The 24,012-nt window shown below is 72.5% G+C and carries 25 protein-coding genes and 1 riboswitch; of the genes, 17 read left to right on the plus strand and 8 right to left on the minus strand.

Annotation, left to right across the window (positions count from 1 at the left end; genetic code table 11):
- Window positions 1-176 precede the first annotated feature (176 nt).
- The 6 genes from folP to ACFV1W_RS00290 all read left to right on the plus strand — a co-directional run bounded on the left by folP (window position 177) and on the right by ACFV1W_RS00290 (window position 4,925).
- Window positions 177-1,049 carry a dihydropteroate synthase gene (folP, locus tag ACFV1W_RS00265; protein WP_380411341.1) on the plus strand — a complete coding sequence of 291 codons (873 nt, stop codon included), beginning with the start codon at window positions 177-179 and terminating at the stop codon, window positions 1,047-1,049.
- Between the two features lie 10 nt (window positions 1,050-1,059).
- Window positions 1,060-1,557: a nuclear transport factor 2 family protein gene (locus ACFV1W_RS00270; protein WP_380411344.1), complete on the plus strand. Its 498-nt coding sequence runs from the start codon at window positions 1,060-1,062 to the stop codon at window positions 1,555-1,557.
- A 246-nt stretch (window positions 1,558-1,803) separates the two neighbouring features.
- Window positions 1,804-2,163 (plus strand): dihydroneopterin aldolase, encoded by a 360-nt coding sequence (gene folB, locus ACFV1W_RS00275; RefSeq protein WP_380411865.1) that lies wholly within the window; start codon window positions 1,804-1,806, stop codon window positions 2,161-2,163.
- 43 nt (window positions 2,164-2,206) lie between these two features.
- Window positions 2,207-2,806, plus strand: coding sequence for a 2-amino-4-hydroxy-6-hydroxymethyldihydropteridine diphosphokinase (folK, locus tag ACFV1W_RS00280; protein WP_380411347.1), 600 nt, complete (start codon window positions 2,207-2,209; stop codon window positions 2,804-2,806).
- Between the two features lie 187 nt (window positions 2,807-2,993).
- Window positions 2,994-3,482 (plus strand): DUF3180 domain-containing protein, encoded by a 489-nt coding sequence (locus ACFV1W_RS00285; RefSeq protein WP_380411349.1) that lies wholly within the window; start codon window positions 2,994-2,996, stop codon window positions 3,480-3,482.
- Between the two features lie 174 nt (window positions 3,483-3,656).
- The gene (locus ACFV1W_RS00290; RefSeq protein WP_380411351.1) at window positions 3,657-4,925 is read left to right on the plus strand and encodes a hypothetical protein; all 1,269 of its coding nucleotides are present in this window, start codon (window positions 3,657-3,659) and stop codon (window positions 4,923-4,925) included.
- 80 nt (window positions 4,926-5,005) lie between these two features.
- Here the strand turns inward: ACFV1W_RS00290 and ACFV1W_RS00295 are convergent, their stop codons facing one another.
- Together ACFV1W_RS00295 and ACFV1W_RS00300 are read right to left on the minus strand one after the other, a co-directional pair.
- Window positions 5,006-5,581, minus strand: coding sequence for a TerD family protein (locus ACFV1W_RS00295; RefSeq protein WP_380411354.1), 576 nt, complete (start codon window positions 5,579-5,581; stop codon window positions 5,006-5,008).
- Window positions 5,582-5,727: 146 nt separating this feature from the next.
- Window positions 5,728-6,225: a hypothetical protein gene (locus tag ACFV1W_RS00300; protein WP_380411357.1), complete on the minus strand. Its 498-nt coding sequence runs from the start codon at window positions 6,223-6,225 to the stop codon at window positions 5,728-5,730.
- 68 nt (window positions 6,226-6,293) lie between these two features.
- Between ACFV1W_RS00300 and arfB the strand changes: the two genes are divergently transcribed.
- Window positions 6,294-6,725, plus strand: a complete 432-nt coding sequence (gene arfB / locus ACFV1W_RS00305) for an alternative ribosome rescue aminoacyl-tRNA hydrolase ArfB (RefSeq protein ID WP_380411359.1) — start codon at window positions 6,294-6,296, stop codon at window positions 6,723-6,725.
- Between the two features lie 25 nt (window positions 6,726-6,750).
- Here arfB and ACFV1W_RS00310 read toward each other — a convergent pair whose 3' ends face one another.
- A complete protein-coding gene (locus ACFV1W_RS00310) occupies window positions 6,751-7,287 on the minus strand; it encodes a flavin reductase family protein (RefSeq protein ID WP_380411361.1) in 537 nt (178 codons plus the stop codon).
- A 357-nt stretch (window positions 7,288-7,644) separates the two neighbouring features.
- Between ACFV1W_RS00310 and ACFV1W_RS00315 the strand changes: the two genes are divergently transcribed.
- Both ACFV1W_RS00315 and ACFV1W_RS00320 read left to right on the plus strand, forming a co-directional pair.
- Window positions 7,645-9,432 carry a diguanylate cyclase domain-containing protein gene (locus ACFV1W_RS00315; protein ID WP_380411363.1) on the plus strand — a complete coding sequence of 596 codons (1,788 nt, stop codon included), beginning with the start codon at window positions 7,645-7,647 and terminating at the stop codon, window positions 9,430-9,432.
- Between the two features lie 188 nt (window positions 9,433-9,620).
- Window positions 9,621-10,622 carry a hypothetical protein gene (locus tag ACFV1W_RS00320; protein ID WP_380411365.1) on the plus strand — a complete coding sequence of 334 codons (1,002 nt, stop codon included), beginning with the start codon at window positions 9,621-9,623 and terminating at the stop codon, window positions 10,620-10,622.
- Window positions 10,623-10,707: 85 nt separating this feature from the next.
- On the opposite strand, the gene nagA is transcribed toward ACFV1W_RS00320, so the two are convergent.
- Together nagA and ACFV1W_RS00330 are read right to left on the minus strand one after the other, a co-directional pair.
- A complete protein-coding gene (nagA, locus tag ACFV1W_RS00325; RefSeq protein WP_380411368.1) occupies window positions 10,708-11,892 on the minus strand; it encodes an N-acetylglucosamine-6-phosphate deacetylase in 1,185 nt (394 codons plus the stop codon).
- A complete protein-coding gene (locus ACFV1W_RS00330; protein WP_380411370.1) occupies window positions 11,889-12,836 on the minus strand; it encodes an ROK family protein in 948 nt (315 codons plus the stop codon). Before ACFV1W_RS00330 ends, nagA begins: the two co-directional genes overlap by 4 nt.
- A gap of 330 nt (window positions 12,837-13,166) precedes the next feature.
- Here ACFV1W_RS00330 and ACFV1W_RS00335 point away from each other — a divergent pair, with 330 nt between their 5' ends.
- The gene (locus ACFV1W_RS00335) at window positions 13,167-14,420 is read left to right on the plus strand and encodes an extracellular solute-binding protein (RefSeq protein ID WP_380411371.1); all 1,254 of its coding nucleotides are present in this window, start codon (window positions 13,167-13,169) and stop codon (window positions 14,418-14,420) included.
- A 45-nt stretch (window positions 14,421-14,465) separates the two neighbouring features.
- Here ACFV1W_RS00335 and ACFV1W_RS00340 read toward each other — a convergent pair whose 3' ends face one another.
- Window positions 14,466-14,810 carry a cupin domain-containing protein gene (locus tag ACFV1W_RS00340; protein WP_380411373.1) on the minus strand — a complete coding sequence of 115 codons (345 nt, stop codon included), beginning with the start codon at window positions 14,808-14,810 and terminating at the stop codon, window positions 14,466-14,468.
- A gap of 111 nt (window positions 14,811-14,921) precedes the next feature.
- Between ACFV1W_RS00340 and ACFV1W_RS00345 the strand changes: the two genes are divergently transcribed.
- Window positions 14,922-15,149, plus strand: a complete 228-nt coding sequence (locus ACFV1W_RS00345) for a DUF3263 domain-containing protein (protein WP_030291202.1) — start codon at window positions 14,922-14,924, stop codon at window positions 15,147-15,149.
- A gap of 112 nt (window positions 15,150-15,261) precedes the next feature.
- Complete coding sequence (gene otsB, locus ACFV1W_RS00350) at window positions 15,262-16,086, plus strand: trehalose-phosphatase (protein ID WP_380411868.1); 825 nt, start codon at window positions 15,262-15,264, stop codon at window positions 16,084-16,086.
- Here otsB and ACFV1W_RS00355 read toward each other — a convergent pair.
- Window positions 16,073-17,539, minus strand: coding sequence for a trehalose-6-phosphate synthase (locus ACFV1W_RS00355; RefSeq protein WP_380411376.1), 1,467 nt, complete (start codon window positions 17,537-17,539; stop codon window positions 16,073-16,075). The two genes, otsB and ACFV1W_RS00355, sit on opposite strands and share 14 nt — an antisense overlap.
- Window positions 17,540-17,824: 285 nt before the next feature.
- Window positions 17,825-18,838: a glucosyl-3-phosphoglycerate synthase gene (locus ACFV1W_RS00360; protein ID WP_380411379.1), complete on the minus strand. Its 1,014-nt coding sequence runs from the start codon at window positions 18,836-18,838 to the stop codon at window positions 17,825-17,827.
- Between the two features lie 143 nt (window positions 18,839-18,981).
- A riboswitch (SAM riboswitch) is annotated at window positions 18,982-19,117 on the plus strand.
- Window positions 19,118-19,134: 17 nt separating this feature from the next.
- On the opposite strand from ACFV1W_RS00360, the gene thrC reads away from it, so the two are divergent.
- The 5 genes from thrC (at window position 19,135) to ACFV1W_RS00385 (ending at window position 23,913) form a co-directional block, all read left to right on the plus strand.
- Window positions 19,135-20,415: a threonine synthase gene (thrC, locus tag ACFV1W_RS00365; RefSeq protein WP_380411380.1), complete on the plus strand. Its 1,281-nt coding sequence runs from the start codon at window positions 19,135-19,137 to the stop codon at window positions 20,413-20,415.
- Between the two features lie 26 nt (window positions 20,416-20,441).
- Window positions 20,442-20,720, plus strand: a complete 279-nt coding sequence (locus tag ACFV1W_RS00370; protein WP_380411382.1) for a ubiquitin-like small modifier protein 1 — start codon at window positions 20,442-20,444, stop codon at window positions 20,718-20,720.
- A gap of 551 nt (window positions 20,721-21,271) precedes the next feature.
- The gene (locus ACFV1W_RS00375; protein ID WP_030289665.1) at window positions 21,272-21,475 is read left to right on the plus strand and encodes a cold-shock protein; all 204 of its coding nucleotides are present in this window, start codon (window positions 21,272-21,274) and stop codon (window positions 21,473-21,475) included.
- Between the two features lie 345 nt (window positions 21,476-21,820).
- Window positions 21,821-23,443, plus strand: coding sequence for a chaperonin GroEL (gene groL, locus ACFV1W_RS00380; protein ID WP_270144962.1), 1,623 nt, complete (start codon window positions 21,821-21,823; stop codon window positions 23,441-23,443).
- Between the two features lie 113 nt (window positions 23,444-23,556).
- Window positions 23,557-23,913, plus strand: coding sequence for a hypothetical protein (locus ACFV1W_RS00385; RefSeq protein ID WP_380411385.1), 357 nt, complete (start codon window positions 23,557-23,559; stop codon window positions 23,911-23,913).
- The last annotated feature ends 99 nt before the right edge of the window (window positions 23,914-24,012 follow it).

Consider the following 24,012-nt stretch of genomic DNA (forward strand, 5'->3'; position numbering starts at 1 on the left):
GCCCCCCCGCGGGTGGGGCGCGGCCCCGTCCCCCCCCCCCACCCCCCCGGGGCCCCCCCCCGACAACCCCGGGGGGGGGCCCCGTTCGATAATGGGGGCATGAGCGAGCGCAGCGAGCGAACCATCGGAAGGCGCGCGTGGGCGGATGCCCTCGCCGAGCGGAGCGGGGCGGGCGCATGAGCGGTTCGCCGTCCTTCTCGTTGCCGGCCGGACTGCCGCGCCTCGGCCGCTGCGCCGTGATGGGCGTGGTCAACGTCACGCCCGACTCCTTCTCGGACGGCGGGATGTGGTTCGACCCCGCCAAGGCGATCGCCCACGGGCTGGCCCTGCGGGCCCGCGGCGCGGACCTGGTGGACGTGGGCGGCGAGTCCACCCGGCCCGGGACCCAGCGGGTGCCCGAGGACGAGGAGCTGCGCCGGGTGCTGCCGGTGGTCCGCGAGCTGGCCGCCGCCGGGGTGGTGGTGTCCGTCGACACCATGCGGGCCTCGGTCGCCGAGCGGGCCGTCGAGGCCGGCGCCGCGATCGTCAACGACGTCTCCGGCGGCCTCGCCGACCCGGCGATGGCCCGGGTCGTCGCCGAGACCGGCGCGCCCTTCGTGGTCATGCACTGGCGCGGACAGTCCGCCGACATGGACCGGCTGGCCGTCTACCAGGACGTCGTACGGGACGTGGTCGCCGAGCTGACCGGGCGGATGGAGGCGCTGCTGGCCGCCGGGGTCAAGGAGGACCAGCTGGTCCTCGACCCGGGGCTCGGCTTCGCCAAGACCGCCGAGCACAACTGGGCGCTGCTCGGCCGGCTGGACGCGCTCACCGCGCTCGGCCGTCCCGTCCTCGTCGCGGCTTCGCGCAAGCGGTTCCTGGGTACGCTGCTCGCCGACCCGGAAACCGGGGAACTGCGACCGGCCCGCGAGCGGGACGACGCGACCGCCGCGGTCTCGGTGCTCTCGGCCCAGGCCGGAGCCTGGGCGGTACGGGTGCACGACGTGTCCGGTACGGCGGACGCCGTCCGCGTGGTCGCGGCCTGGCAGCGCGCGGCGCGGCTGGGGTGAGGGAGGGTCTGTGACAGGTGACGGCAGGTTGAGCGGCGGGACGGCCGGAAGGGCCCGGGAGGTGGACCTGGAGGCGGTGCTCGCGGCGAACCGGGCGTTCTACGAAGCGCTTGAGCGGGGGGACGTCGAGGCCGTCGAGGAGGCCTGGCTGGGGCCCGAGTACGCCGACGACAAGGGCGGCGTGGTCTGCGTGCACCCCGGCTGGCCGGTGCTGCGCGGGCGGGCCCAGGTGACCCGCTCGTACATGCTGATCATGATGAACACGGAGTACATCCAGTTCTTCCTGACCGATGTCGAGGCCGAGGTCCACGCCGATGTGGCCCTTGTCACGTGCACCGAGAACATCCTCTCCGGCGGTGAGGCGGAGGAGGAGGGGGAACTCGGACCGCTGGTCGGCGGAAAGGTCGTGTCGAGCAATCTGTTCCGTCGCACCCCGGCCGGGTGGAAGCTCTGGTCGCACCACGGTTCACCCGTTCTGACCAGCGGCGACGAGGACGACGAGGACTGATTCCGGGGCTGCGGAAAACCTCTGCCGGACGGTTGCCGGGGAATTTCCGAGTGGTCACCGAACGTTCACGTCAATCGCCATTCCGGCGCGCGTGGCGACGGTTCGTGCCGGGTAGGACGGTCAGGCGTTGTCCGCGCTCGCGGGTAGATTCGAAACGGAGTGGCGGGCGTGCTGCCCGCCTTCGCCCTGCCCGTCCATGCCTTTCTCCGGGCGGGGTCCGTCCGACTGGGAGCAGTGATTCGTTTGCTGGACCGCGTCACCCTGCGGGGGCTGCGAGCCCGGGGCCACCACGGCGTCTTCGAGCGCGAGCGCGTCGAGGGCCAGACCTTCGTGGTCGATCTCGTGCTGTACCTGGACACCCGCCCCGCCGCGTCCGGAGACGACCTCACCCGCACCGCGCACTACGGCATCGTGGCCGAGGAGGTCACCGCGATCATCGCCGGGGAACCGGTCGACCTGATCGAGACCCTGGCGCAGCGGATCGCCGACCAGTGCCTCAAGCACGACGCGGTCGAGGAGGTCGAGGTCACCGTGCACAAGCCGGACGCCCCGATCGCCGTGCCGTTCGACGACGTGACCGTGACCATCCACCGGGGCCGCGCATGACCCCCACCGCGCGCCTGGTTTCCGATGCAGAGGGACTTCTTCGATGAACAGCAGTGACCCGATCGCCGAGCCGAACGCGTTCGACCTGGAGAGCCGGGTGGACTCCGCCGACACCACGCTGCACAGCCAGCGTTGTGCGGTGATCGCGCTCGGGAGCAACCTGGGCAACCGGCTGGACACCCTCCAGGGTGCCGTCGACGCGCTCGCCGACACCCCCGGGCTGAAGATCAAGGCCGTCTCGGCGGTCTACGAGACCGAGGCCGTCGGCGGCCCGGAGGAACAGCCCAACTACTACAACGCGGTCGTGGTGCTGCGCACCTCGCTGCCCCCGCGGGACCTGCTGGAGCGCGGCAACGCGATCGAGGACGCCTTCGGCCGGGTCCGGGAGGTCCGCTGGGGTGCGCGCACCCTGGACGTCGACATCCTGGCCTACGAGGGCGTGGTCAGCGAGGACCCGCAGCTGCTGCTGCCGCACCCGCGGTCGCACGAGCGGGCCTTCGTGCTGGCCCCGTGGCTGGATGCCCAGCCGGAGGCCGAGGTGCCCGGGCACGGGCAGGTCGCCGCGCTGCTGGCGGCGCTCGGCGGCCCGGACGCGCAGGGCGTGAAGCGGCGCGACGACATCCGGCTGACGCTGCCGGAGTGACGCCGGAAGCGGCGCCGGGAAGGACGGCGCGCGGCCGGTCGGCCGAACGGGTCGGGGAACTCGGCCGGGGGGCCCGGCCGTACGAGTAGATGTCCGCCCGTCCGGTCCCGGTACGGTGGCCTGACGCCGCCGTTCCGGGCCACCGGGCGGGCGGTCGGCTCTGGACCCCGGGAAGGACCTCCTCCGCGTGAAGCTGCTTCGCCTCCGCCTGCTGATCGGCATCACCGCCGCGACGACGGCGCTGTCCTGGGCCGGCTCCAAGCTCTGGGCCTCCCTGGACACGCTGCCGGCCGTGCCCGCCGCGGCGCCGGTGGTGCTGGCGGCGGTGGCGGTGATCCTGCTGGCGACGGCGATCTCGCTGCGGTCCCGGCTGAAGGCGGTGCGCGAGCGGCAGCCCGGCGCGAAGCGGGTCGACCCGCTGCTGGCGGCCCGGGCGGTGGTGCTCGGACAGGCCAGCGCGCTGGTCTCCTCGGTGGTCACCGGCATCTACGCGGGGGCCGGGATCTACCTGCTCGGCGAGCTGGACGTGTCGGCCCGCAAGGACCAGGCGGTCACCGCCGGGCTCGCGGTGCTGGCGGGGGCGGCGGTGATCGCGGCGGCGCTCTGGGTGCAGCACGTGTGCAAGCTGCCGGAGAACCACGACGACCCCAGCGGCCCGGCGGCCTCGCACCACTGACGGGCCGCCCCGACCGCACCGGATCGTGCCGGATCGCGTCGCACGTCGCTGAACAGGGCTTTTTTCGTGATCTTGAGTGAAAAGCCGGGCACTTGCGGTAAAAACTGCGCACTGTCAAGGGCTGAAGGGGACCCTGGGCTGACACGCCCCCAATTCGCACGCTAGTTTCTTGGCATGTCTCGCGGACGCCACCGTCATTCCTCCGTCCTCGGCCGGGTCTTTCCCCCCACCGCCGCCGGCGTACTGCTGGTCGCCGCACTGGCCGCTCTGCTTTTCAGTCAGGACACCATCCTGGTGCGCTCGGTGGGGATCGCCGCACTGATCGCCACCCTCGGCTTCGCCGTGCTGCTGCGCCAGCGGGACAAGGCGGCCCGGGCGGCCGCCGAGATGTCCGCCGCGCAGCGGATGCGGGCCGAGGAGCGGTTCGAGGAGCAGCTCGCCGAGGCCGAGTACGCGGCCGAGGTCGCCGAGGAGCGGGCCACCCGGTTCGGGCGGCGGCTGACGGCGGAGAAGTCGCGGCTGGCCAAGGCCGAGACCGAGATCGCCCGGCTGCTGCGGGAGCGGGCCGTCGCCGTGGCCGAACAGGCGCTCAAGGAGGCCGAGGCGGCCCAGCTGGCGCTCGCCGCGAGCCGCCCCAAGTACCCGGCCAGCCCGGCCGCGTTCGTCCGCGCCGCGTCCGTGCTGCGGCTGCTGGAGCGGCGGGCCGCCGAGCAGGAGGCGCTGCGGGAGCGTACGGCGGGAGCGGAGGTCGCGCTGCGGACGCCCGCGACGGAGTCGTCGATCGTCACGGCTGCCCCGGCTGCCCCGGCTGCCCCGGCTGCTCCTGCCGCGACCGTCGCGCCCGTCCCGTCGGCCGTGTCGGCGCCCAAGCCGGTCGCCGTGCCGGCTCCGGTGGCGCCCTCGGTGCCCACTCCGGCGCAGGCGCCGACGGCCGAGGCCTCCCCGGTCGGGGCCCCGGCCGGCCGGACGCCGGTGCAGCCCGCGCCGCTGCGCCCGGCGCTGACCGCGACGGTGGGTCAGCTCGGCGGGGCGCCGCTCGCTCCGGCCGTCGTGCCGGCGCCGGTGGAGCGGCAGCGGCCGCGTCCGGCGCAGTCCGCGCAGACCCGTGGACCGGGCTTCAGCTTCTTCGGCCGCGGTACGGGCGCGGCGGTCCGGGCGGCCGTTCCGGCACCGGCGGTGGGCAGCGTCGCCGAGCTGGGGGAGCGCGCGGACCTGGCGGACGTGGTGGGCGACGAGGCGGTCGCGGCCAAGGCGAAGGCCGAGGCCCAGCGGGCCCGGGAGGCGCAGGAGGCCCGGGAGGTCCTGGGCGGCGACCCCGAGGCCCGGCCCGAGCAGTCGGCAGGCTCCGGGGGCGCGGAGCAGGGCGGGCCGGCCGTGGTCGACCTGACGCCCGAGGACGAGACCGAGCTGATCGAGCTGCCGGAGCTGCGCGCCTCGCGCTGAGCACCGCGGACGGAAACACCGCGGCGCGGGAAGTCGGACGGATCGACTTCCCGCGCCGCGGCGTTGCGGGCCCTGCTGCGTCAGATCTGGACGCCGAAGTCCTGGGCGATGCCGGCCAGGCCGGAGGCGTAGCCCTGGCCGACGGCGCGGAACTTCCACTCGCCGTTGTTGCGGTAGAGCTCGCCGAAGATCATCGCAGTCTCGGTGGCGGCGTCCTCGGAGAGGTCGTAGCGGGCGATCTCGGCGCCGCCGGCCGCGTTCACCACGCGGATGTAGGCGTTGCGGACCTGGCCGAAGTTCTGGCCGCGGGCGACGCCGTCGTAGATGGTGACCGGGAAGGTGATCTTGGCGGCCTCGGCGGGCAGGCCGGACAGGTTGACGTTGATCGACTCGTCGTCGCCGACGCCCTCGCCGGTCCGGTTGTCACCGGTGTGCACCACGGTGTTGTCCGGGGTGCTGGTGTTGTTGAAGAACACGAAGTGCGCGTTGGACAGCACCTTGCCGTCCGCGTTCAGGACGATCGCGCTGGCGTCGAGGTCGAATTCGGCGCCGGTCGTGGTGCGGACGTCCCAGCCCAGCCCGATGCTGACCGCGGACAGGCCGGGGGCCTCCTTGGTCAGCGAGACGTTGCCACCCTTGGAGAGGCTCACTGGCATGGCGATTGCAGTCCCTTCGTTCGCTTTTCCCGGGACAACGCAATACTCCGGCGGCTTGGTTCCGTGGATCCCGTGAATTCTTCGTGAGGTGTCAAACCCGGGCAAAGGACTGGCAAAGTGAGTGCCGGGGTGCTCGGTTCCGGGCGTCAGACCCGGGGGAAGCGGCCCTGCAGCGTCCAGATGTTCGGGTTGTCGGCCAGGTCGGGGTGCATGTCGAACAGGTCGGCGAGGGTGTCCTGGAGGAAGTCCCGGGCCTCGCGCCGCAGCTCGCTGTGCCGGACCACGGCGGGCGGCTCGTCCCGCAGCCAGGTCGCGGTGATCTCGACCCAGTTGAAGCGGCGGGCGAAGCGCAGCAGCTCGGTGTTCTGGGTGAAGTCGAGGTCGGCGGTCTGCACCCGGGCGGCCCGCGAGCCGTCCGGGTCGCGGTCGAGCTGCTCGACGATGTCGCACAGCGCCCAGGCGAAGTCCAGCACGGGCACCCAGCCCCAGCGGGTGGAGAGCTCGGCGCCCTCGGCGTCCAGGTAGACGTCGCCGCAGAACAGGTCGTACCGCAGCGAGCGCACGGGGGCGGTGCGGTAGTCCGTCTGCGGGGGGTCGGGGAAGCGGTTGGAAAGGGAGTAGCCGAGCTCGATCACGTAGGCCATTGTCGGGGCTCGGGGCGGATCACGGATAACCGGGTGACCGGGCGGGGGCCGCGCGGGATGATGGGCCCATGTCCGAGCCCATCCGCGTACGGGGGTCGGTGGTCGTCCCCGACGCCGAGCTCGTCTGGCGCTTCTCGCGTTCCTCCGGCCCCGGCGGCCAGCACGTCAACACCTCCGACTCCAAGGTCGAGCTGCGCTACGACGTGGCCGCCTCGAAGGCGCTGCCCGACGTGTGGCGCACGCGCGCCCTGGAGCGGCTGGCGCACCGGCTGGTGGACGGCCGGGTGCTGGTGGTCCAGGCCTCGGAGTTCCGTTCGCAGTGGCGCAACCGGGAGGCGGCCGCGGCCCGGCTGGCGGCGGTGCTGAGCGAGGCGTGCGCGCCTCCGCCGAAGGCCCGCCGGGCGACTCGGCCGAGCCGGGGGATGGTCGAGCGGCGGCTGAGCAACAAGCGGCACCGCTCCGAGCTGAAGCAGGGGCGGCGGTCGCCGCGCGGCGAGTAGCCCGGCCGGTGGACCGGGCCCGGCCTCAGCCCAGGGTGCGGTAGCCGCCGCGGAAGTAGAGCAGCGGCCGGCCGCCGGGGGTGGGGACGGTGGCCTCCAGGACGCGGCCGACCAGCAGCAGGTGGTCGCCCGCGGGTATCCGCTGTTCGGTGCGGCACTCGACGGTGGCCAGCGCGCCCTCGACCAGCGGGGCGCCGGTGTGCGCGCCGCGGCGGTGCGGGGTGTCCGCGAACAGCAGCCGGTCGCTGAGCCGGCCCTTCATGGCGAAGCGGGAGCCGAGCGCCTTCTGCCCCTCGGCGAGCACCGAGACCGCCCAGGTGTCGTTCCGGGAGAGCACCTCGTCCATCCGGGAGTCCTCGCGGACCGAGATCAGCACCAGCGGCGGGTCCAGCGACACCGAGAGGAAGGACGTGGCGGTCATGCCGACGTCCTCGCCGTCCTCCTCGTCGTGGACGGTCACCAGGCTCACACCGGCGGCGAGCTGGGAGAGTGCTGCCCGGAACTCGTCGGGCGTGGCGTGGGGGGCAGCTTCGGGCTGCGGGGACGGGTACACGTACCGCACGGTAGTCGTCGCTCGCCGGAAACGGCATCGGGCCGTGGTCGTAGGACCACCGGGGGAGGGCCCGTTCCGGTCGTGGGGCGCTCACCCCCAGGAGTGAAGCGGGTGGAGCGGCGGGTGCATCGGGCTTCAGTGCGCGGCTGATGCGGTCGACCACGAGAAATGTTCCGATAGCGCTTTATGTCCCCTATGGGGCGGATGAACTGATTAAGGGCGCATTAGTGTCGTGTGATTTAAGTCACAAGTGGTGGCCTATTGCTGACCGAGCGTGCCGAACGTTGTGCTCCCTGTGATTCAGTTCTTCTGGCAATCGGACGATAACCAATCAAGAACTATCCGAAGCAGCCGGGGAGCCCCCGCATGGAAGCCGAGTCGGAGCCGTACGTCCGTCTCGCGACCCTCCGCACCTTGCACCGGGTCGTGGCGGACCTCAACGCTGCCCGCAGCCTGGCGGGCACGCTGCAGGCCGTCGTCGAGGGCGCGGTGCACGGACTCGGCTTCGACGCCGCCGCGGTCAGCCTGGTGCGGCCGGACGGCGACCTCGTGGTGGCGGCCGTCTGGGAGCTGGAGGAGAGTCCGATGGGCGGGCCCTCGGTGCTGCTCGGCCAGGTCGGATCGCGGGAGTCCTGGGACCGGCTGCTCGGCGTCAGCGACCACTGGGGCACCCTGCGCTTCCTGCCGTACGACCGCGGCTGGGCCGTCGCCAGCGACATCCCGCGCTGGATCGGGGACGGCCCGCTGCCCGTCTACGCCAACGACTGGCACCCCGCCGACGGGCTGCTCGCCCCGATGTACAGCGCCGGCGGCGACCTGCTCGGCGTCCTCTCGGTGGACCGCCCGCGCAGCGGGAAGCGGCCCGGGGCGTGGACCCGCGAGGCGCTGGAGATGTTCTCGCTGCAGGCCTCCATCGCGATCGGCAACGCCCGGCTGCGGGCCGAGATGCAGCGTGCGCTGGCCCGGCTGGAGAAGGAGCAGCAGGCCCTGCGGGCCAGCGAGGAGAGCTTCCGGCAGGCCTTCGAGTACGCCCCCAGCGGGATGGCCATCACCGAGCTGCACGGCGCCGGGCGCGGCCAGCTGACCAGGGTCAACGACGCGCTGTGCCGACTGCTCGGCCGCCCCCGCGCGGTGCTGCGCCAGCAGAGCTTCGCCGACCTGGTCCACCCCGAGGACCGCGCGCTGTTGGAACGCACCAGCGCCGAGAGCGGCCGGGCCGAACTGCGGCTCTCCCGGCGGGACGGCGGCTACCAGTGGGTCTGCCTGCGCAACTCGATCGTGGCGGACGCGGCCGAGGGCCCCAGCTTCCTGCTCACCCACGTCGAGGACATCGAGGACCGCAAGCGCCACGAACTCCAGCTCGCCCACCGGGCCAGCCACGACGCGCTGACCGGTCTGCCCAACGGCGCCGAGCTCAAGGCCCGGCTGGCCCGTCGGCTCTGCGCCGAGCCCCAGCCGGTCGGCGCCGCCAAGTCCGGGGAGGCCGGCTACCCGCAGCCCTACGGCTACCCGGCCGACTCGTACAGCGCGCACACCGCGTACGAGGGACTGGAGGGCGTGGACCCGTACGCCGGGCCGGTGCACGGATACGGGTCGGTCGAGGGCGGTCCGCCGCCCGGGCTCGGCGCGGGCTACGGGGAGCACGTGCACGCCGTGGTCCCGGCCGAGTACGGGCCGGGCGGCGACGCCTGGTCCGCGCCGTTCCGTTCCGGCGCGGCCGCGTCGGTGGACAAGGGGCTCGCGGTGCTCTTCTGCGACCTGGACGGCTTCAAGTCGATCAACGACCGGTTCGGGCACAACGCGGGCGACTCGGTGCTGGTCGAGGTGGCCCGCCGGCTGAGCGGGGCGGTCCGGGACGGTGACACGGTGGCCCGGCTGGGCGGCGACGAGTTCGTGGTGCTGGCGGACGGGATCGGCCGCGAGGAGGCCAAGGACCTCGCCCACCGGCTGCGCAACGCGATCATCCCGCCGATGCGGATCGACGGCCGGGCGATGCGGGTCGGGGTGAGCCTCGGGATCGGCTGGGCCGGCTGCGGGATGAGCATCGAGGAGGTGCTGCACACCGCGGACGAGCGGATGTACGACGAGAAGCGGGCCCGGGGCGGCGCGGTGCGGGGCGCGCGGGGCGAGCGCTCGCACCGGCGCGCGGGCTGACGGCGGCCGCCGGGCGCAGACGGGTCGGTCGGGCGCCGACCAATCGGGGGACGCGCAGTTACCCACGCGTTGTCAAGGGGTCTTTTCCCGCTGTCAGGTGCGGCAGGTAGGGTGCGCGGTACGACAGCGTCCATGATCTGCGCCGCCCGCAGCGCGGCGGCGCGCACCGGATGGGGGAACAGACCACCGTGACGACCGCCGGCGACAACGGAGTGCCCGAGGGCCAGGGGGGCGGTGCCCCACAGGACGACGACCCGTTCGGCTACCTCTACCGCCCGGCCGACGGCTCCACCGGGCAGCCGGCCGAGCCGCAGCAGGGAGTTCCCCGGACGCCGTACAGCCGGCCGATGGAGGTCGGGCGGGCGCAGTACGGCCCGCCGCGCTCCCAGCAGCCGTACGGCCAGCCCGGTGCGGTGCAGCAGCCGTACGGCCAGCAGGGGTTGCCGCAGCAGGGGATGCCGCCGCAGGGCCCCTACGGCCAGCCGGGGGTTCCGCCGCAGTACAGCGAGTACGGCGCGCCCGCCCAGCAGTCCCGCTACGCCGAGCACTCCCGGCCGCAGCCGGGGGACGAGCGGCAGAGCAGCGGTCGGAGCAAGGGCGCGGTGATCGGCGCGGTCGCCGTGGTCGCGGCGATAGCGATCGGTGCCGGGATCGCGCTCTCCACCGGTGACCAGGGAGGCGACAAGGGCGCCAAGGGCGGCACCATGACCGCCGCCCCGCCGGCTCCCACCACCGCGGCCAGCAGCACCGCCAGCGGGACGGCCTCCCCCTCGGCGAGCGCCACCGCCACCGAAGGGCCGTCGACCGTGGACGCCGGCCAGCTGCAGGGCCAGAACGCGCCGTCGGGCAACAGCGTCAAGGGCGCCAAGTCCGCCGACGGCAGTTACCTGACGCTCCAGCAGGGCGGTTCGGTGACGTGGAGCGGCCAGATCGCCACGGCCGGGACGTACAAGCTCACCGTGCACTACAACAACGCCGGGGCGGACGTGAAGGGCGTGGCCGCGGTCAACGGCAAGGACTGGCCGAGCGGGCTGACGTACAAGAACTACTCGCCCGGCAAGGACCCGGCGTCGTCCTGGTACACCACCTGGATACTCCCGCAGTTCCAGGCCGGGGCGAACTCGGTCACCTTCACGGTGCCCTCCGGCCCGGTCCTGATCGACCAGATCACGGTCGAGCCGAGCAGCTGACGCCGGCGCCGCCGGCGTGAACGGCCGCCCTCCCCTGTGGGGGAGGGCGGCCGTTCACGCCGTTCGGTCGCTCGGTCCTCGCGGTTCAGGCGGACTTGACGGTGGGGAACCTGTCGCCGCCGAGGACCCAGCGGCCCTGGCGCATGACGGCGACCAGGTCGTAGCCGGTGGAGTCGACCACGACCAGGTCGGCGAGCTTGCCGGTCTCCAGGGAGCCGATCGAGTCGGCGAGGCCGAGCAGGCGGGCCGGGGTCGCGCAGAGCGACTCGACGGCCTGTTCGAGGGTCAGGCCGTTGACGGTGACAGAGCGCTTGAAGGCCACGTCCAGGGTGAGGGTGGAGCCGGCGATCGCGCCGCCCTCGACCAGCCGGGCCACCCCGTCCTCGACCCTGACCTGGAGGGGGCCGAGGGGGTAGAGGCCGTCGCCCATGCCGGCGGCGCCCATGGCGTCGGTGATCAGGGCGACGCGGCCGGGGCCGGCGGTGCCGTAGGCGAGGTCGAGGACGGAGGGGTGGAGGTGGACGCCGTCGTTGATGAGTTCGACGGTGACGCGTTCGTCCTCCAGGAGGGCGACGATGGGACCGGGGGCGCGGTGGGCGATGCCGGGCATGGCGTTGAAGAGGTGGGTGGCGACGGTGGCGCCGGCGTCGATGGCTTCGAGGGTGGTGGGGTAGTCGGAGTCGGTGTGGCCGACGGCGGCGATGACGCCGAGGTCGGCGAGCATGCGCACCGAGTCGAGGCCGCCGGGGAGTTCGGGGGCGAGGGTGACCATCCGGGCGTGGCCGCGGGCAGTGTCGACGAGCTTGCGGACGAGGGCGGGGTCGGGGTCGCGCAGCAGGTCGGGGCGGTGGGCGCCGCAGCGGTTGTGGGAGATGAAGGGGCCCTCGAAGTGGATGCCGGCGAGGATGCCGTCCTCGACGAGTTCGGAGAGCACGGCGGCCTGGCGGGCGACGTCGTCGATCTCGCCGGTGACGGTGGAGGCCATCGTGGTGGTGGTGCCGTGTTCGAGGTGGGCGCGGGCGGCGAGGAGGGCCTCCTCGGCGATGCCGGAGGCGTAGGAGGCGCCGCCGCCGCCGTGGACGTGCAGGTCGACGAAGCCGGGCACGACGGTGTGGCCGGTCAGGTCGAGGTCGCCCGGCTCGGTGCCCCCGCTCGTGATGGCGGCGATCCGCGGGCCCCGGACGGCGAGGCGGCCTCCTTCGACGACGCCGCCGGGCAGGACCAGGCGGGCGCCGGACAGGGCAGTACGGTCACGGTCCGCGGTGGTCACGCGGTCACCTCCAACGAGAGCAGGTCCCAGGCGAGCAGACCCGCTCCCAGGGACGCGGCGGTGTCTTTGAGCATGGCTGGTACGACCTTCGGGGGCATCTGGAAGGTCAGGCGCTCGGTGACCGCCGTGCGCAGCGGGGTGAAGAGCGTGTCACCGGCCTCGGCCAGCCCGCCGCCGACGATCACCGTGGCCGGGTCGAGCAGGCTCTGGGCGAGCACGATGCCGTCCGCCAGGGCCTCGACCGCCTCCTGCCAGACCGCCCGGGCGCGGCCGTCCCCGGCGTCCACCGCGGCGGCGCAGGATGCCGCGTCGGCATCGGGGTCGCCGCTGGCCGCGGCCCAGGCGCGGGAGACGGCGGAGGCCGAGGCCAGCGTCTCCAGGCAGCCGCGGGCTCCGCAGCCGCACTGCGGGCCACCCGGGCGGACCACGACGTGGCCGATCTCGCCGCCGTAGCCGTGGGCGCCGGCCTCGATCCGGCCGTCGATGCCGATGGCGCCGGCGATGCCGGTGCCCAGGGCGATGAACAGGAAGCGGTCGACGCCCCGGCCGGCCCCGAGCCGGCCCTCGGCCAGGCCGCCCGACCGCACGTCGTGGCCGAGCGCCACCGGCATCGCGGGGCCGCCGGGGGCGGCCAGACGCTCGCCGAGCAGCTTGCGCATCGGGAGGTCTCGCCAGCCGAGGTTGGCGGAGAAGATCGCGATCCCGTTCCTCTCGTCGATCGTGCCGGGGACGGCCACGCCGGCCGCCGCCGGAGCGACGCCGAAGCGGGCGCGGCCCTCGTCGGCCAGGTCGGCGGCGAAGTCGAGGATGGTGGTGACGACGGCGTCGGTGCCGTGCTCCCGCCCGGTCGGCCGGCGTGCTTCGAACAGCACGGAGCCGTCCTGGGCGAGCAGCGCGGCCTTCATGCCGGTGCCGCCTACATCGAGTGCGATGACGTGCTTCACGGAGGACAGTTTCCCTTGGTCGGGTAGAAGAGGTCTAGTCCAGTTGCCGGATTGGTCTGGTCCATACTGGGTGAGCTTTGTCTCTGCCGCGGGGGGTGTGCGGGCCTGCGCCAGGGTGCGCGCGAGGGCTTCCGTTCACCCTTTGTTGCGCATCGTGCAACGGAACGGGGCACTTCGGTAACTACTCGGCGGGATCGGCCGAGTGGTGTGGACCAGTGGACGAACGATTTGGCAGTCTTGTGCTCCCCCCTGCCGGATTTCCCTCATCCGGCCGTATTTCCCCCGAAGGCGGTACCCGCGTTGGACAGGCGCGCCCACGTTTCCATCCGTGTGCTCGGAACGGCGCTGGCCGGAGCACTGGTGCTCACCGCGGTCAGCGCGTGCAGCGGGCAGGGCAACGGGCCGGTCACGCTCAAACTGGTCGCCGCGGACTACGGGGAGAACGCCGAGACCAGTTCCAAGCACTACTGGGACGAGGTCTCCAAGGCCTTCGAGGCGGCCAACCCCGGCATCAAGGTCCAGGTCGAGGTGGACAGCTGGACCGACATCGGCAGGAAGGTCGACGACATGATCGCGGCCGGGAAGGCGCCGGACCTGCTGCAGACCGGCGGGTTCGCGGACCAGGTCGCGGCGGACCGGCTGTACCCGGCCGCCGACGTGCTCTCCATGGACGCCCAGGCCAAGTTCATGGACAACTTCTCGCACGCCGGGCAGGTGCTGGGCACCCAGTACGGAATCCCGTTCGTGTCGTCCTCGCGGGTCCTCTTCTACAACAAGGCGGTCTTCCGGCAGGCGGGGATCACCCAGCCGCCGACCACCTGGAACGAGCTCCGCGCGGCGGCCGAGAAGATCAAGGCCAAGGTGCCGGGGGTCACCCCCTACGGGCTGCCGCTCGGGCCCGAGGAGGCGCCGGCAGAGTCGATGCTGTGGACGCTGAGCGGCGGCGGGAGCCTGTCCGACGACGTCGGCAACTACACCATCGACAGCGACCAGAACCAGGCGACGTTCAGCTGGCTGAAGAACAACCTGGTGAGCACCGGGCTGACGTACCCGGACCCCGGCAAGATGAACCGCACGCCGGTGTTCCAGGACTTCGCGGCCGGGAAGGTCGCGATGCTCAACGGGCACCCCACGCTGCTGCGGATGGCGTCCGCCAGGAACATCGAGTTCGGGACGGCGTCGATCCCGAAGAAGGACGGCGTCGGGCGGACCGGGAGCCTCGGGGTCGCGGACTGGATGATGGCGTTCAAGGCCAACGGGCACAGGAACGAGATCAAGAAGTTCCTGTCCTTCGTGTACACCAAGGACTACCAGCTGAAGTTCGACGAGCAGTACAACCTGCTGCCGGTCACCCAGGACGCCTTCAGCCAGATGTCCTCGGACCCCAAGCACGCGGACCTCAAGCAGTTCGCGGTCGGGCTGTCCAACGCGAGCTTCTACCCGTTCGGGGACCCGGCCTGGGGCGAGGTCAGCAACCGGATCAAGGCGGGGATCGCGCAGGCGGTGACCGGGGATCCGAAGCAGGTGCTCGACGGGCTGCAGGACGCGGCGGTGAAGGAGGCGGCCCGGGTCCGGAAGCAGTAGCGGACCCGGACCGGTTTCGGCCGGTTTCGGCCGGTCCGGTTTCGGTCAGGGGAGGGTGATCGCGTAGGCCTTGCGGAGGGTCTCGTGGACCGTCCAGGTGGTGCGGTCGCCCTCGCGCAGGACGGCGCAGTCGCCGGGGCCGACGGTCAGGGTCGGGCCGCCTTCGACCTCGATGGTGGCCCGGCCGCTGAGCACCACGAACATCTCGTCCGCCTCGACGTCGGTGACCACGCCCGGGGTGATCTGCCAGATGCCGCGGAGCTGGCGGCCGTCGGGGGACTCGGAGAGGACCTTCCCGGTCACCTCGGGCGTGCCGGAGACGACCTGGGACGGGTCGAGGGGTTCGGGGGTGAGGTCGGCGGCGGGGATGTTCAGGGCGAAGCTCGTCATGAGGGCGACCGTAGTGCGGCGGGGGCGGGTGTGCGGGGCGCAGAGTGTGTCGGGGTTCGGCGGGAGAATGACACTCCGTAGGTCCGTGGGGGATGCGCGGAGGTGTTTTCGGTGGGTGAGCTGAGTGAGCGGGACCGGGCGGTGCTGGCGCTGGAGGGGCGGCAGTGGCGGACGGCGGGGGCCAAGGAGCGGGCGATCCGGGAGGAGTTGGGGCTCTCCTCCACTCGGTACTACCAGGTGCTGAACGGGTTGTTGGACCGGGAGGAGGCTTTGGCCTTCGCTCCGGTGTTGGTGAATCGGTTGCGGCGGGTCCGGGAGGGGCGGCGGGCGGCTCGTTGACGAGGAGTGGGGGTGGGGAGGTGGGTGGTGGGCGCGCGGGAGGAGGCGGGGGCGCCGACCGCGTGGGTGGGCCGGGGATGGGGGTATGGGGGGTGGTATGGGTTTTCAGGAGATGTTCGTGCCGGCCACTGATGCCGGGCGGGATGGGTTGAGGGCGATTCTGGCGGGGCCGGGGGAGGCGGTGGTCGCGCTCGACTTCGATGGGACTTTGGCGCCGATCGTGGCGGATCCGGGGGCGGCGCGGGCGCATCCGGGGGTGGTGGGGGCGTTGCGGGGGTTGTCGGCCGTGGTGGGGGCCGTGGTGGTGGTGACCGGGCGGCCTGCGGAGGTGGCGGCGGAGTTCGGGGGGTTCGCGGGGGTGCCGGGGCTGGTGGTGTTGGGGCACTACGGGGCCGAGCGGTGGGAAGGGGGCGTGGTGACGGCGCCGGAGGTGCATCCGGGGGTGGCGGGGGTGCGGGTGGCGTTGCCGGGGGTGTTGGCGCGGGTGGGGGCGCCCGAGGGGACGTGGGTGGAGGACAAGGGGCGCTCGGTGGCGGTGCACACCCGGCGGACGGGGGCGCCGGAGGAGGCGTTGGAGCTGTTGCGGGCTCCGGTGGGGGAGTTGGCCGCCGAGTACGGGTTGGTGGTGGAGCCGGGGCGGCTGGTGCTGGAGCTGCGGCCGCCGGGGGTGGACAAGGGGGCGGCGCTGACCGGGTTCCTGCGGGAGCGCGGGGCGCGGTCGGTGCTGTACGCGGGGGACGACCTGGGGGATGTCGCGGCCTTCGCCGCGGTGGAGAAGCTGCGCGGGCAGGGGCTGGCCGGGCTGCTGGTGTGTGCCGGCGCGGTGGGGGACGCGCCGGTGCGCGAGCTGGCCGACCGGGCGGATCTGGTGGTCGACGGGCCCGAGGGTGTGGTGGAGCTGCTGAGTGCCCTGGGGGAGGCGGTCAGAGGGCGTTGAGCTGGTCGAGGAACCACTGCTGCGGGGGGAGCGCGGTGGCCGCGGCGGCGAGGCGCTTGGTGCGGTCGGCGCGTTCCTCCGGGCTCATGGCGAGTCCGGCGTGCAGGGCTTCGGCGGTGGCGATGACGTCGTAGGGGTTGACGGTGAGGGCGTCGTTCCCCAGCTCGGCGTGGGCGCCGGCCTCGCGGGAGAGCACCAGGGCGCAGCCGTGGTCGGAGACCACGGGGACCTCCTTGGCGACCAGGTTCATGCCGTCCCGGATCGGGTTGACGAGTGCCACGTCGGCGAGGCGGTAGGCGGCCAGGGAACGCGGGAAGTCGTCGTTGACGTGCAGGACCAGGGGTTGCCAGGTGGGGGTGGCGAACTCGTCGTTGATCTCGTCGGCGAGGCGCCGGACCGCGGCGGTGTAGTCGCGGTACTCGGCGAGGTCGGTGCGGGAGGGGTAGGCGAAGGCGATGTGCACCACCCGGTCGTGCCATTCGGGGCGGGTGCGGAGCAGGTGCCGGTAGGCCTGGAGGCCGCGGACGATGTTCTTGCTCAGTTCGGTGCGGTCGACCCGGACGATGGTGCGGCGGTCGCCCACGGCGGTGCGCAGGGCCGCGAGGCGTTCGTCGACGTCGGGGCGGTGGGCGCGCTCGCGGAGGAAGTCGGCGTCGGCACCGAGGGCGTGGACGCCGAGGTGCGTGGTGCGGCCCTCGTGGGTGACGGTGAGCTGCTCGTGGTCGACGGTGGCCCCGAGGAGGTCCTCGCAGCAGGCGGCGAAGGAGCGGGCCCAGCGTTCGGTGAGGAAGCCGGCCCGGTCGGCGCCGAGGATGCCGGTGAGGACGGCGCGCCCGACGTCGTCGGGGAGCAGCCGGTAGTACTCGGGCGGGGCCCAGGGGGTGTGGGAGAAGTGGCCGATCCGCAGGTCGGGGCGGGCCGCGCGGAGCAGGGCCGGGGTCAGGGAGAGGTGGTAGTCCTGGACCAGGACCGCGGCGTTCGGGGCGGCTTCGGCGGCCAGGGCGTCCGCGAAGGCGCCGTTGTACGCCTGGTAGGCGGCCCATTCGGTGCGGAAGTCGGCGTCGAAGGAGGGCGCGGTGGGGGTCGCGTAGAGCAGGTGGTGGACGAACCACAGGGTGGAGTTGGCGACGCCGTTGTAGGCGCGGGCGAAGGTCTGCGGGTCGATGCCCAGCATCCGTACGGCCTGGCCGCCGACGTCGTGCCCGGCGAGGTCGAGGCGGCCGTCGGGGGCTTCTCCCGCGGCTCGGCGGTCGGCGTCGCCGAGGGCGGCGCAGACCCAGACGGCGTGGGGGTCGGCGATCGCGGAGAGGCCGGAGACCAGCCCCCCGCCGCCCCGGCGCAGGGTCAGCGTGCCGTCGGCGGCGGTGCTGAACGACACCGGTCCCCGGTTGGAGGCCACCAGGACGGGGGCGGTGCCGGTCGCACTCGAACATTCGGTCGATGAATCGGCCATGAGTCCTCTTTTTGGGTCTGCCCGTTCACCCGTTAGGGCGGAATTCGAGCGTACGGCGGAGCGGAGGGCGGCGCAGCCGTACAGTCGGAGACCTGCAGGACGCAGCGTTCAGGGCTTGGCCGTCGTGAGGATCCGCAGGGGCCGAGGGGGAAGCCTCCTCGGCGAGGACTGCGTTGTCGTCGCGAGGCGGAGGAGTCACGGTGGGGATGTTGCCGGTTGGCGGACATCGCAAACCAACCGCCGGGGCAACCGGCGAAACCGCAGCAGCCGCACTGCTCGGGTCCGTCACCCGTCGGTGCGGCGCTTCGCGTATTCGGGGACGGTGCGCATCGGGGGGCGCTCCAGGGCCGTCACGGGGTGGGTGTGGGCGGCGAAGGAGCGGGTTTCCGGGTCGCGGGTGAACTGGGTGAGGTGGGGGTGGACGAGGTCGGCGGAGGCCTTGAGGCGGTGGGTGCGGTCGAGGCGTTCCAGGGCGGTGCGGTAGATGGTGGCGGCCATCCGGCCGAGAGCCTGGCCGTCCTGGTGGCGGTGGTGCCGGACGCCGACGTCGACCTGGGCCAGGGCGTCCAGTCCGGCCAGGTCCAACGCGTCGACCAGCAGGCCGAGTTCGACGCCGTAGCCGGTGGGGAAGGGCAGCCGTTCGAGCAGTGAGCGGCGGGCCGCGTACTCGCCGCCGAGCGGCTGGACGAAACCGGCGAGTTCCGGCCAGTGGAGGTTGAGCAGGGGGCGGGCGACGAGTTCGGTGACCCGGCCGCCTCCCGCCGGGACGATCGCGCCGGACTCGGTCTCCAGGGGGCGGTCGTACATGGCCTTGACCAGTTGGATCTCCTCGTCGGTCAGCAGCGGGCCGATGATGCCGGAGACGAAGGCCGGGTCGAACTCGCGCAGGTCGGCGTCGACGAAGCAGACGATGTCGCCGCGGGTGACCAGCAGGGAGCGCCAGAGCACCTCGCCCTTGCCGGGGACGGCGGGCAGCCGGGGGAGGATCGCGTCGCGGTGCTCCACCCGGGCGCCGGCCGCGGCGGCGACGGCGGCGGTGTCGTCGGTGGAGCCGGAGTCGACCACGACGAGTTCGTCGACGAGGGGGATCCGCTCGATCAGCTCGCGGCGGATGGTGCGGACGATGTCGCCGACGGTGGCCTCCTCGTCGAGCGCGGGGAGGACGACGCTGACGGTGCGGCCGGTGCGCCGCTTGGCGTCCAGCAGGGTGTGCACCGGCCGGTCGGCCGCGCTCCACGAGCGGCGGCGGAGCCAGGACGCCGCCTGCGGGAGGAGTGCGGGGGTCGGTTCGGCGGGCACGGTGACTCTCCTCGGCGGGCTGGGTGGAACGGGCCATCTCGCTTGGCGGACGGTCCCTTTCGGGGCGGACGCCTTCGGATACAGTCTTCGTACAGCGGATGGACCTTTGCACGCCGGGGTCGCCGCTGAACCATAACTTCACATGCTCATCCAGAGGGACTGAGGGAACGGCCCGTTGACGTCCCGGCAACCTTCTCGCTCGGCTGTCGTCGACAGGCCCCGGCGGGACAGGTGCCAATTCCGGCCCGTGGTGCGACCGCGCCACGGGGAAGATGAGGAGAGAGGCCTCCGCCATCATGGCTATCGACACCGCCGCACCCTTTTCCGTCGACCTCGGCCCCGCCGCCGCGCTGTCCTGTCGGGAGTGCGGCACCCGCTTTCCGCTCGGCCCCAGCTTCGCCTGCCTGGAGTGCTTCGGGCCGCTGGAGATCGCCTACGAGTTCGGCGGTGAGGGCGCCGAGGAGCTGCGCAAGCGGATCGAGTCCGGCCCCGCGTCCATCTGGCGCTACGCGCCGCTGCTGCCGGTTCCGGCCGACGTGGCCTCGAAGCCCAACCTGAACCCCGGCTGGACCCCGCTGGTGAAGGCGGACAACCTGGGGCGGGAGCTCGGGTTCACCGCGCAGCTGCACGTGAAGGACGACTCCGGCAATCCGACCCACTCGTTCAAGGACCGGGTGGTGGCCTGCGCGATCGAGGCGGCCCGGGCGTTCGGGTACACCACGCTGTCCTGCTCCTCGACCGGCAACCTGGCCGGCGCGGTGGGCGCGGCCGCGGCCCGGGCCGGGTTCCGCTCGTGCGTCTTCATCCCGCACGACCTGGAGCAGGGCAAGGTCGTGATGGCCGGGGTGTACGGCGGTGAGCTGGTCGGCATCGACGGCAGCTACGACGACGTGAACCGCTTCTGCTCGGAGCTGATCGGGGACCCGGCCGGCGAGGGCTGGGGCTTCGTCAACGTCAACCTGCGGCCGTACTACGGCGAGGGCTCCAAGACGCTGGCGTACGAGATCTGCGAGCAGCTGGGCTGGCGGCTGCCGGAGCAGATCGTCGTCCCGATCGCCTCGGGCTCGCAGCTGACGAAGATCGACAAGGGACTGCAGGAGCTGGTCGAGCTGGGCCTGGTGGAGGACCGGCCGTACCGGATCTTCGGCGCCCAGGCGGAGGGCTGCTCGCCGGTGTCGGCCGCGTTCAAGGCCGGCCGGGACGTGATCAGGCCGGTGAAGCCGGACACCATCGCCAAGTCGCTGGCGATCGGCAACCCGGCGGACGGCCCGTACGTGCTGGACATCGCCCGCCGGACGGGCGGGGCGGTCGAGGACGTCACGGACGCGGAGGTCGTGGCGGCGATCCGGCTGCTGGCCCGGACCGAGGGCATCTTCGCCGAGACCGCGGGCGGGGTGACGGTCGGCGTGCTGAAGAAGCTGGTCGAGACCGGGCAGCTGGACCCGGCCAAGGAAACCGTCGCGATCAACACCGGCGACGGCCTGAAGACGCTGGACGCCGTCTCCGAGGCCGGGATGACCACCGTGATCCGCCCGACGCTGGACTCCTTCCGCGCCGCCGGCCTCGCGTCCGCCTGAACCACCCCACTCCCGCTAGGAGAGCCATGAGCGCCAACGTCCGCATCCCCACCATCCTGCGCACCTACACCGGCGGCGCCGCCGAGGTGACCGCCGAGGGCGCCACCCTGGCCGAGGTCATCGCCGACCTGGAGCAGAACCACGCGGGCATCTCCGCCCGCATCCTGGACGACACCGGCAAGCTGCGCCGCTTCGTGAACGTGTACGTGAACGACGACGACGTGCGGTTCGACGAGGGCCTGGCGACCGAGATCAAGGACGGCGCGAGCATTTCGATCATCCCGGCGGTGGCCGGCGGCTGCTGAGCCGTTCCCGGCCCGTTCCGGCCCGCTCCGCGGCCGCCCGTGCGTACGGAATTCCACTCTCCGTACGCGCGGGCGGCCGCTTGCATTTCGGCGGGAATATTCCGGGTCCAGTCGGAGTAGAGTGTGGCTCGGCTGGGAAAAGGGCGTCCCCTCCCGGCTCGCGGGGCGCTTCGCCCGAGGGTGTCCGGACGCTGGGACCGGCCCGTCAAACATGTCAGGCAGATGTCAGAATTCCTGCGGGCATTTGGGTAATTCGTCCGCTATGTCCGGCGCGGAATGCCGAGTTCCTCCCGATTTGTTCGGTGTTGTCACTTGACGGGGCTGCGGAATTCCCGGCGGTTGACCCTGTTGCAGAGGGCGTCGATCCGGATACATTCAGCGGCGGTCGACGTAATCACCCGCTCACGGAAGCCGTCCGGGGTTCCCGTGCGGAGGATTGCGGCGTGCACGGCTGCGCTCAGGGGGGGTTCCCCGGGCCGGCCTCCAAACCAGACCCGGGCCCGCGACCTGCGGGACCGTGAAGGGCCAGCACAGCACTAGGGGAGTTCGGAATGGCTCAGGGCACCGTCAAGTGGTTCAACGCGGAGAAGGGCTACGGCTTCATCGCGGTCGACGGTGGTGCGGACGTCTTCGTCCACTACAGCGCGATCCAGATGGACGGCTACCGCACCCTCGAGGAGGGCCAGCGGGTCGAGTTCGAGATCTCCCAGGGACAGAAGGGCCCGCAGGCGGACATGGTCCGCGCGGCGGTCTGACCCCTTCCGAATCCAGGAGCTCGGCCCGGCCCTCGGCTGGTGACCACTCGTTTCTCGACGGGCCCGTACGACACGCGTCGTACGGGCCCGTTCGCGTTCCCCCGCGGGTTCGCACGGGAGTCGGTGCGGGCCCGGACGACGGCTCGCGGGTTGCCGATTGGGCTTGCACTCGACCACCCGGAGTGCTAATCATTGGCGTTAGCACTCACAGTGTGAGAGTGACAGCGGACCGGGTCGGTGAGGCTCCGGGGAGCGGCAGGGGAATGGACCTCCGCGCACCAGGGCCGTCCGTCGCGGGCACCCCTTGGTCCGAGCAGTCGACCGTGTCCCGGAGGACCACTTCTGATGGCCAAGATCATCGCCTTTGATGAGGAAGCTCGCCGCGGCCTTGAGCGTGGCATGAACCAGCTCGCCGACGCAGTGAAGGTCACGCTCGGCCCCAAGGGTCGCAACGTCGTGCTGGAGAAGAAGTGGGGCGCCCCCACGATCACCAACGACGGTGTCTCCATCGCCAAGGAGATCGAGCTCGAGGACCCGTACGAGAAGATCGGCGCGGAGCTCGTCAAGGAGGTCGCCAAGAAGACGGACGACGTCGCGGGTGACGGCACCACCACCGCCACCGTGCTCGCCCAGGCCCTGGTTCGCGAGGGTCTGCGCAACGTCGCCGCCGGCGCCAACCCGATGGCCCTGAAGCGCGGCATCGAGAAGGCCGTCGCCGCCGTCTCGGACCAGCTGCTGGCCCAGGCCAAGGACGTGGAGACCAAGGAGCAGATCGCCTCCACCGCCTCCATCTCCGCCGCCGACACCCAGATCGGCGAGCTGATCGCCGAGGCCATGGACAAGGTCGGCAAGGAAGGCGTCATCACCGTCGAGGAGAGCAACACCTTCGGCCTGGAGCTTGAGCTCACCGAGGGCATGCGCTTCGACAAGGGCTACATCTCCGCCTACTTCGCCACCGACCTGGAGCGCATGGAGGCGACCTTCGAGGACCCGTACATCCTCATCGCCAACTCCAAGATCGGCTCGGTCAAGGACCTGCTCCCGCTGCTGGAGAAGGTCATGCAGAGCGGCAAGCCGCTCGTCATCATCGCCGAGGACGTCGAGGGCGAGGCCCTGTCGACCCTGGTCGTGAACAAGATCCGCGGCACCTTCAAGTCCGTCGCCGTCAAGGCCCCGGGCTTCGGCGACCGCCGCAAGGCCATGCTCGGCGACATCGCCATCCTCACCGGTGGCACGGTCATCTCCGAGGAGGTCGGCCTCAAGCTGGAGAACGCCGGCATCGACCTGCTGGGCACCGCCCGCAAGGTGGTCATCACCAAGGACGAGACCACCATCGTCGACGGTGGCGGCGACAGCGAGCAGGTCGCGGGCCGCGTGAACCAGATCCGCGCCGAGATCGAGAACAGCGACTCGGACTACGACCGCGAGAAGCTCCAGGAGCGCCTCGCCAAGCTGGCCGGCGGCGTGGCCGTCATCAAGGCCGGCGCGGCCACCGAGGTGGAGCTCAAGGAGCGCAAGCACCGCATCGAGGACGCCGTCCGCAACGCCAAGGCCGCCGTCGAGGAGGGCATCGTCGCCGGTGGTGGCGTCGCCCTGCTGCAGGCCGGTGTCGCCTTCGACAAGCTGGAGCTGGACGGCGACGAGGCCACCGGTGCCAACATCGTCAAGGTCGCGCTGGAGGCCCCGATCAAGCAGATCGCGACCAACGCCGGCCTGGAGGGTGGCGTCGTGGTGGAGAAGGTTCGCAACCTCCCCGCCGGTCACGGCCTGAACGCCGCCACCAACGAGTACGTCGACCTGGTCGCCGAGGGCATCATCGACCCGGCCAAGGTCACCCGCTCCGCCCTGCAGAACGCCGCCTCCATCGCGGCGCTGTTCCTCACCACCGAGGCCGTCATCGCCGACAAGCCGGAGAAGGCCGCCGCGGCCGCCGGCGGCGGCATGCCGGGCGGTGACATGGACTTCTGATCCTGATCGCTCCGATCGGGTCGGTTGACTCCTCGTCCGTGTGGGCGGCTCCCTTCGGGGGGCCGCCCACGCGGCGTTTCCGGGCCGCGGGGGTTTCGCGAGAGGATGGACGGATGGCTTCCGACGACATCGAGACCGCCCTGCACAGCGCGCGGGCACTGATCCTGGCCGACCTCACCGCGCGGGACGTGGCGGACGCCGCCGTCGTCTCGCTGGTCGAGCAGGCCGTCACCCACCGGCGCTGGTGGCTGGAGCAGTGGCCGGACGGCACCGAGTACGTGCTCGGGCTGGTCGCCCAGGACGTCCAGGACGCGCTGCTGGAGGCGTACGGCCGGTGGCCGCTGTGCACCGCCTGCGCGGCCGACGGGGACCCGCACGCTCTGGGCGTGGAGCCCGAGTTGGGGCCGGAGCCGCACTGGGTGTGCGGCAAGCAGGGCGTGGTGGTGGCGCCGGTCGGCGAGCTGGTCTAGCGGGGGCGGGGGCGTAGGGTGCCCCCCGGCGGCGAACCGAGGGCGCGCCCCGGGGGGGGGCGGGATGGGGGGGCCCGGTGGGGGGGGCGGGCCCCCCGA

The sequence above is a fragment of the Kitasatospora sp. NPDC059648 genome, assembly GCF_042734825.1.
Lineage (GTDB): Bacteria > Actinomycetota > Actinomycetes > Streptomycetales > Streptomycetaceae > Kitasatospora.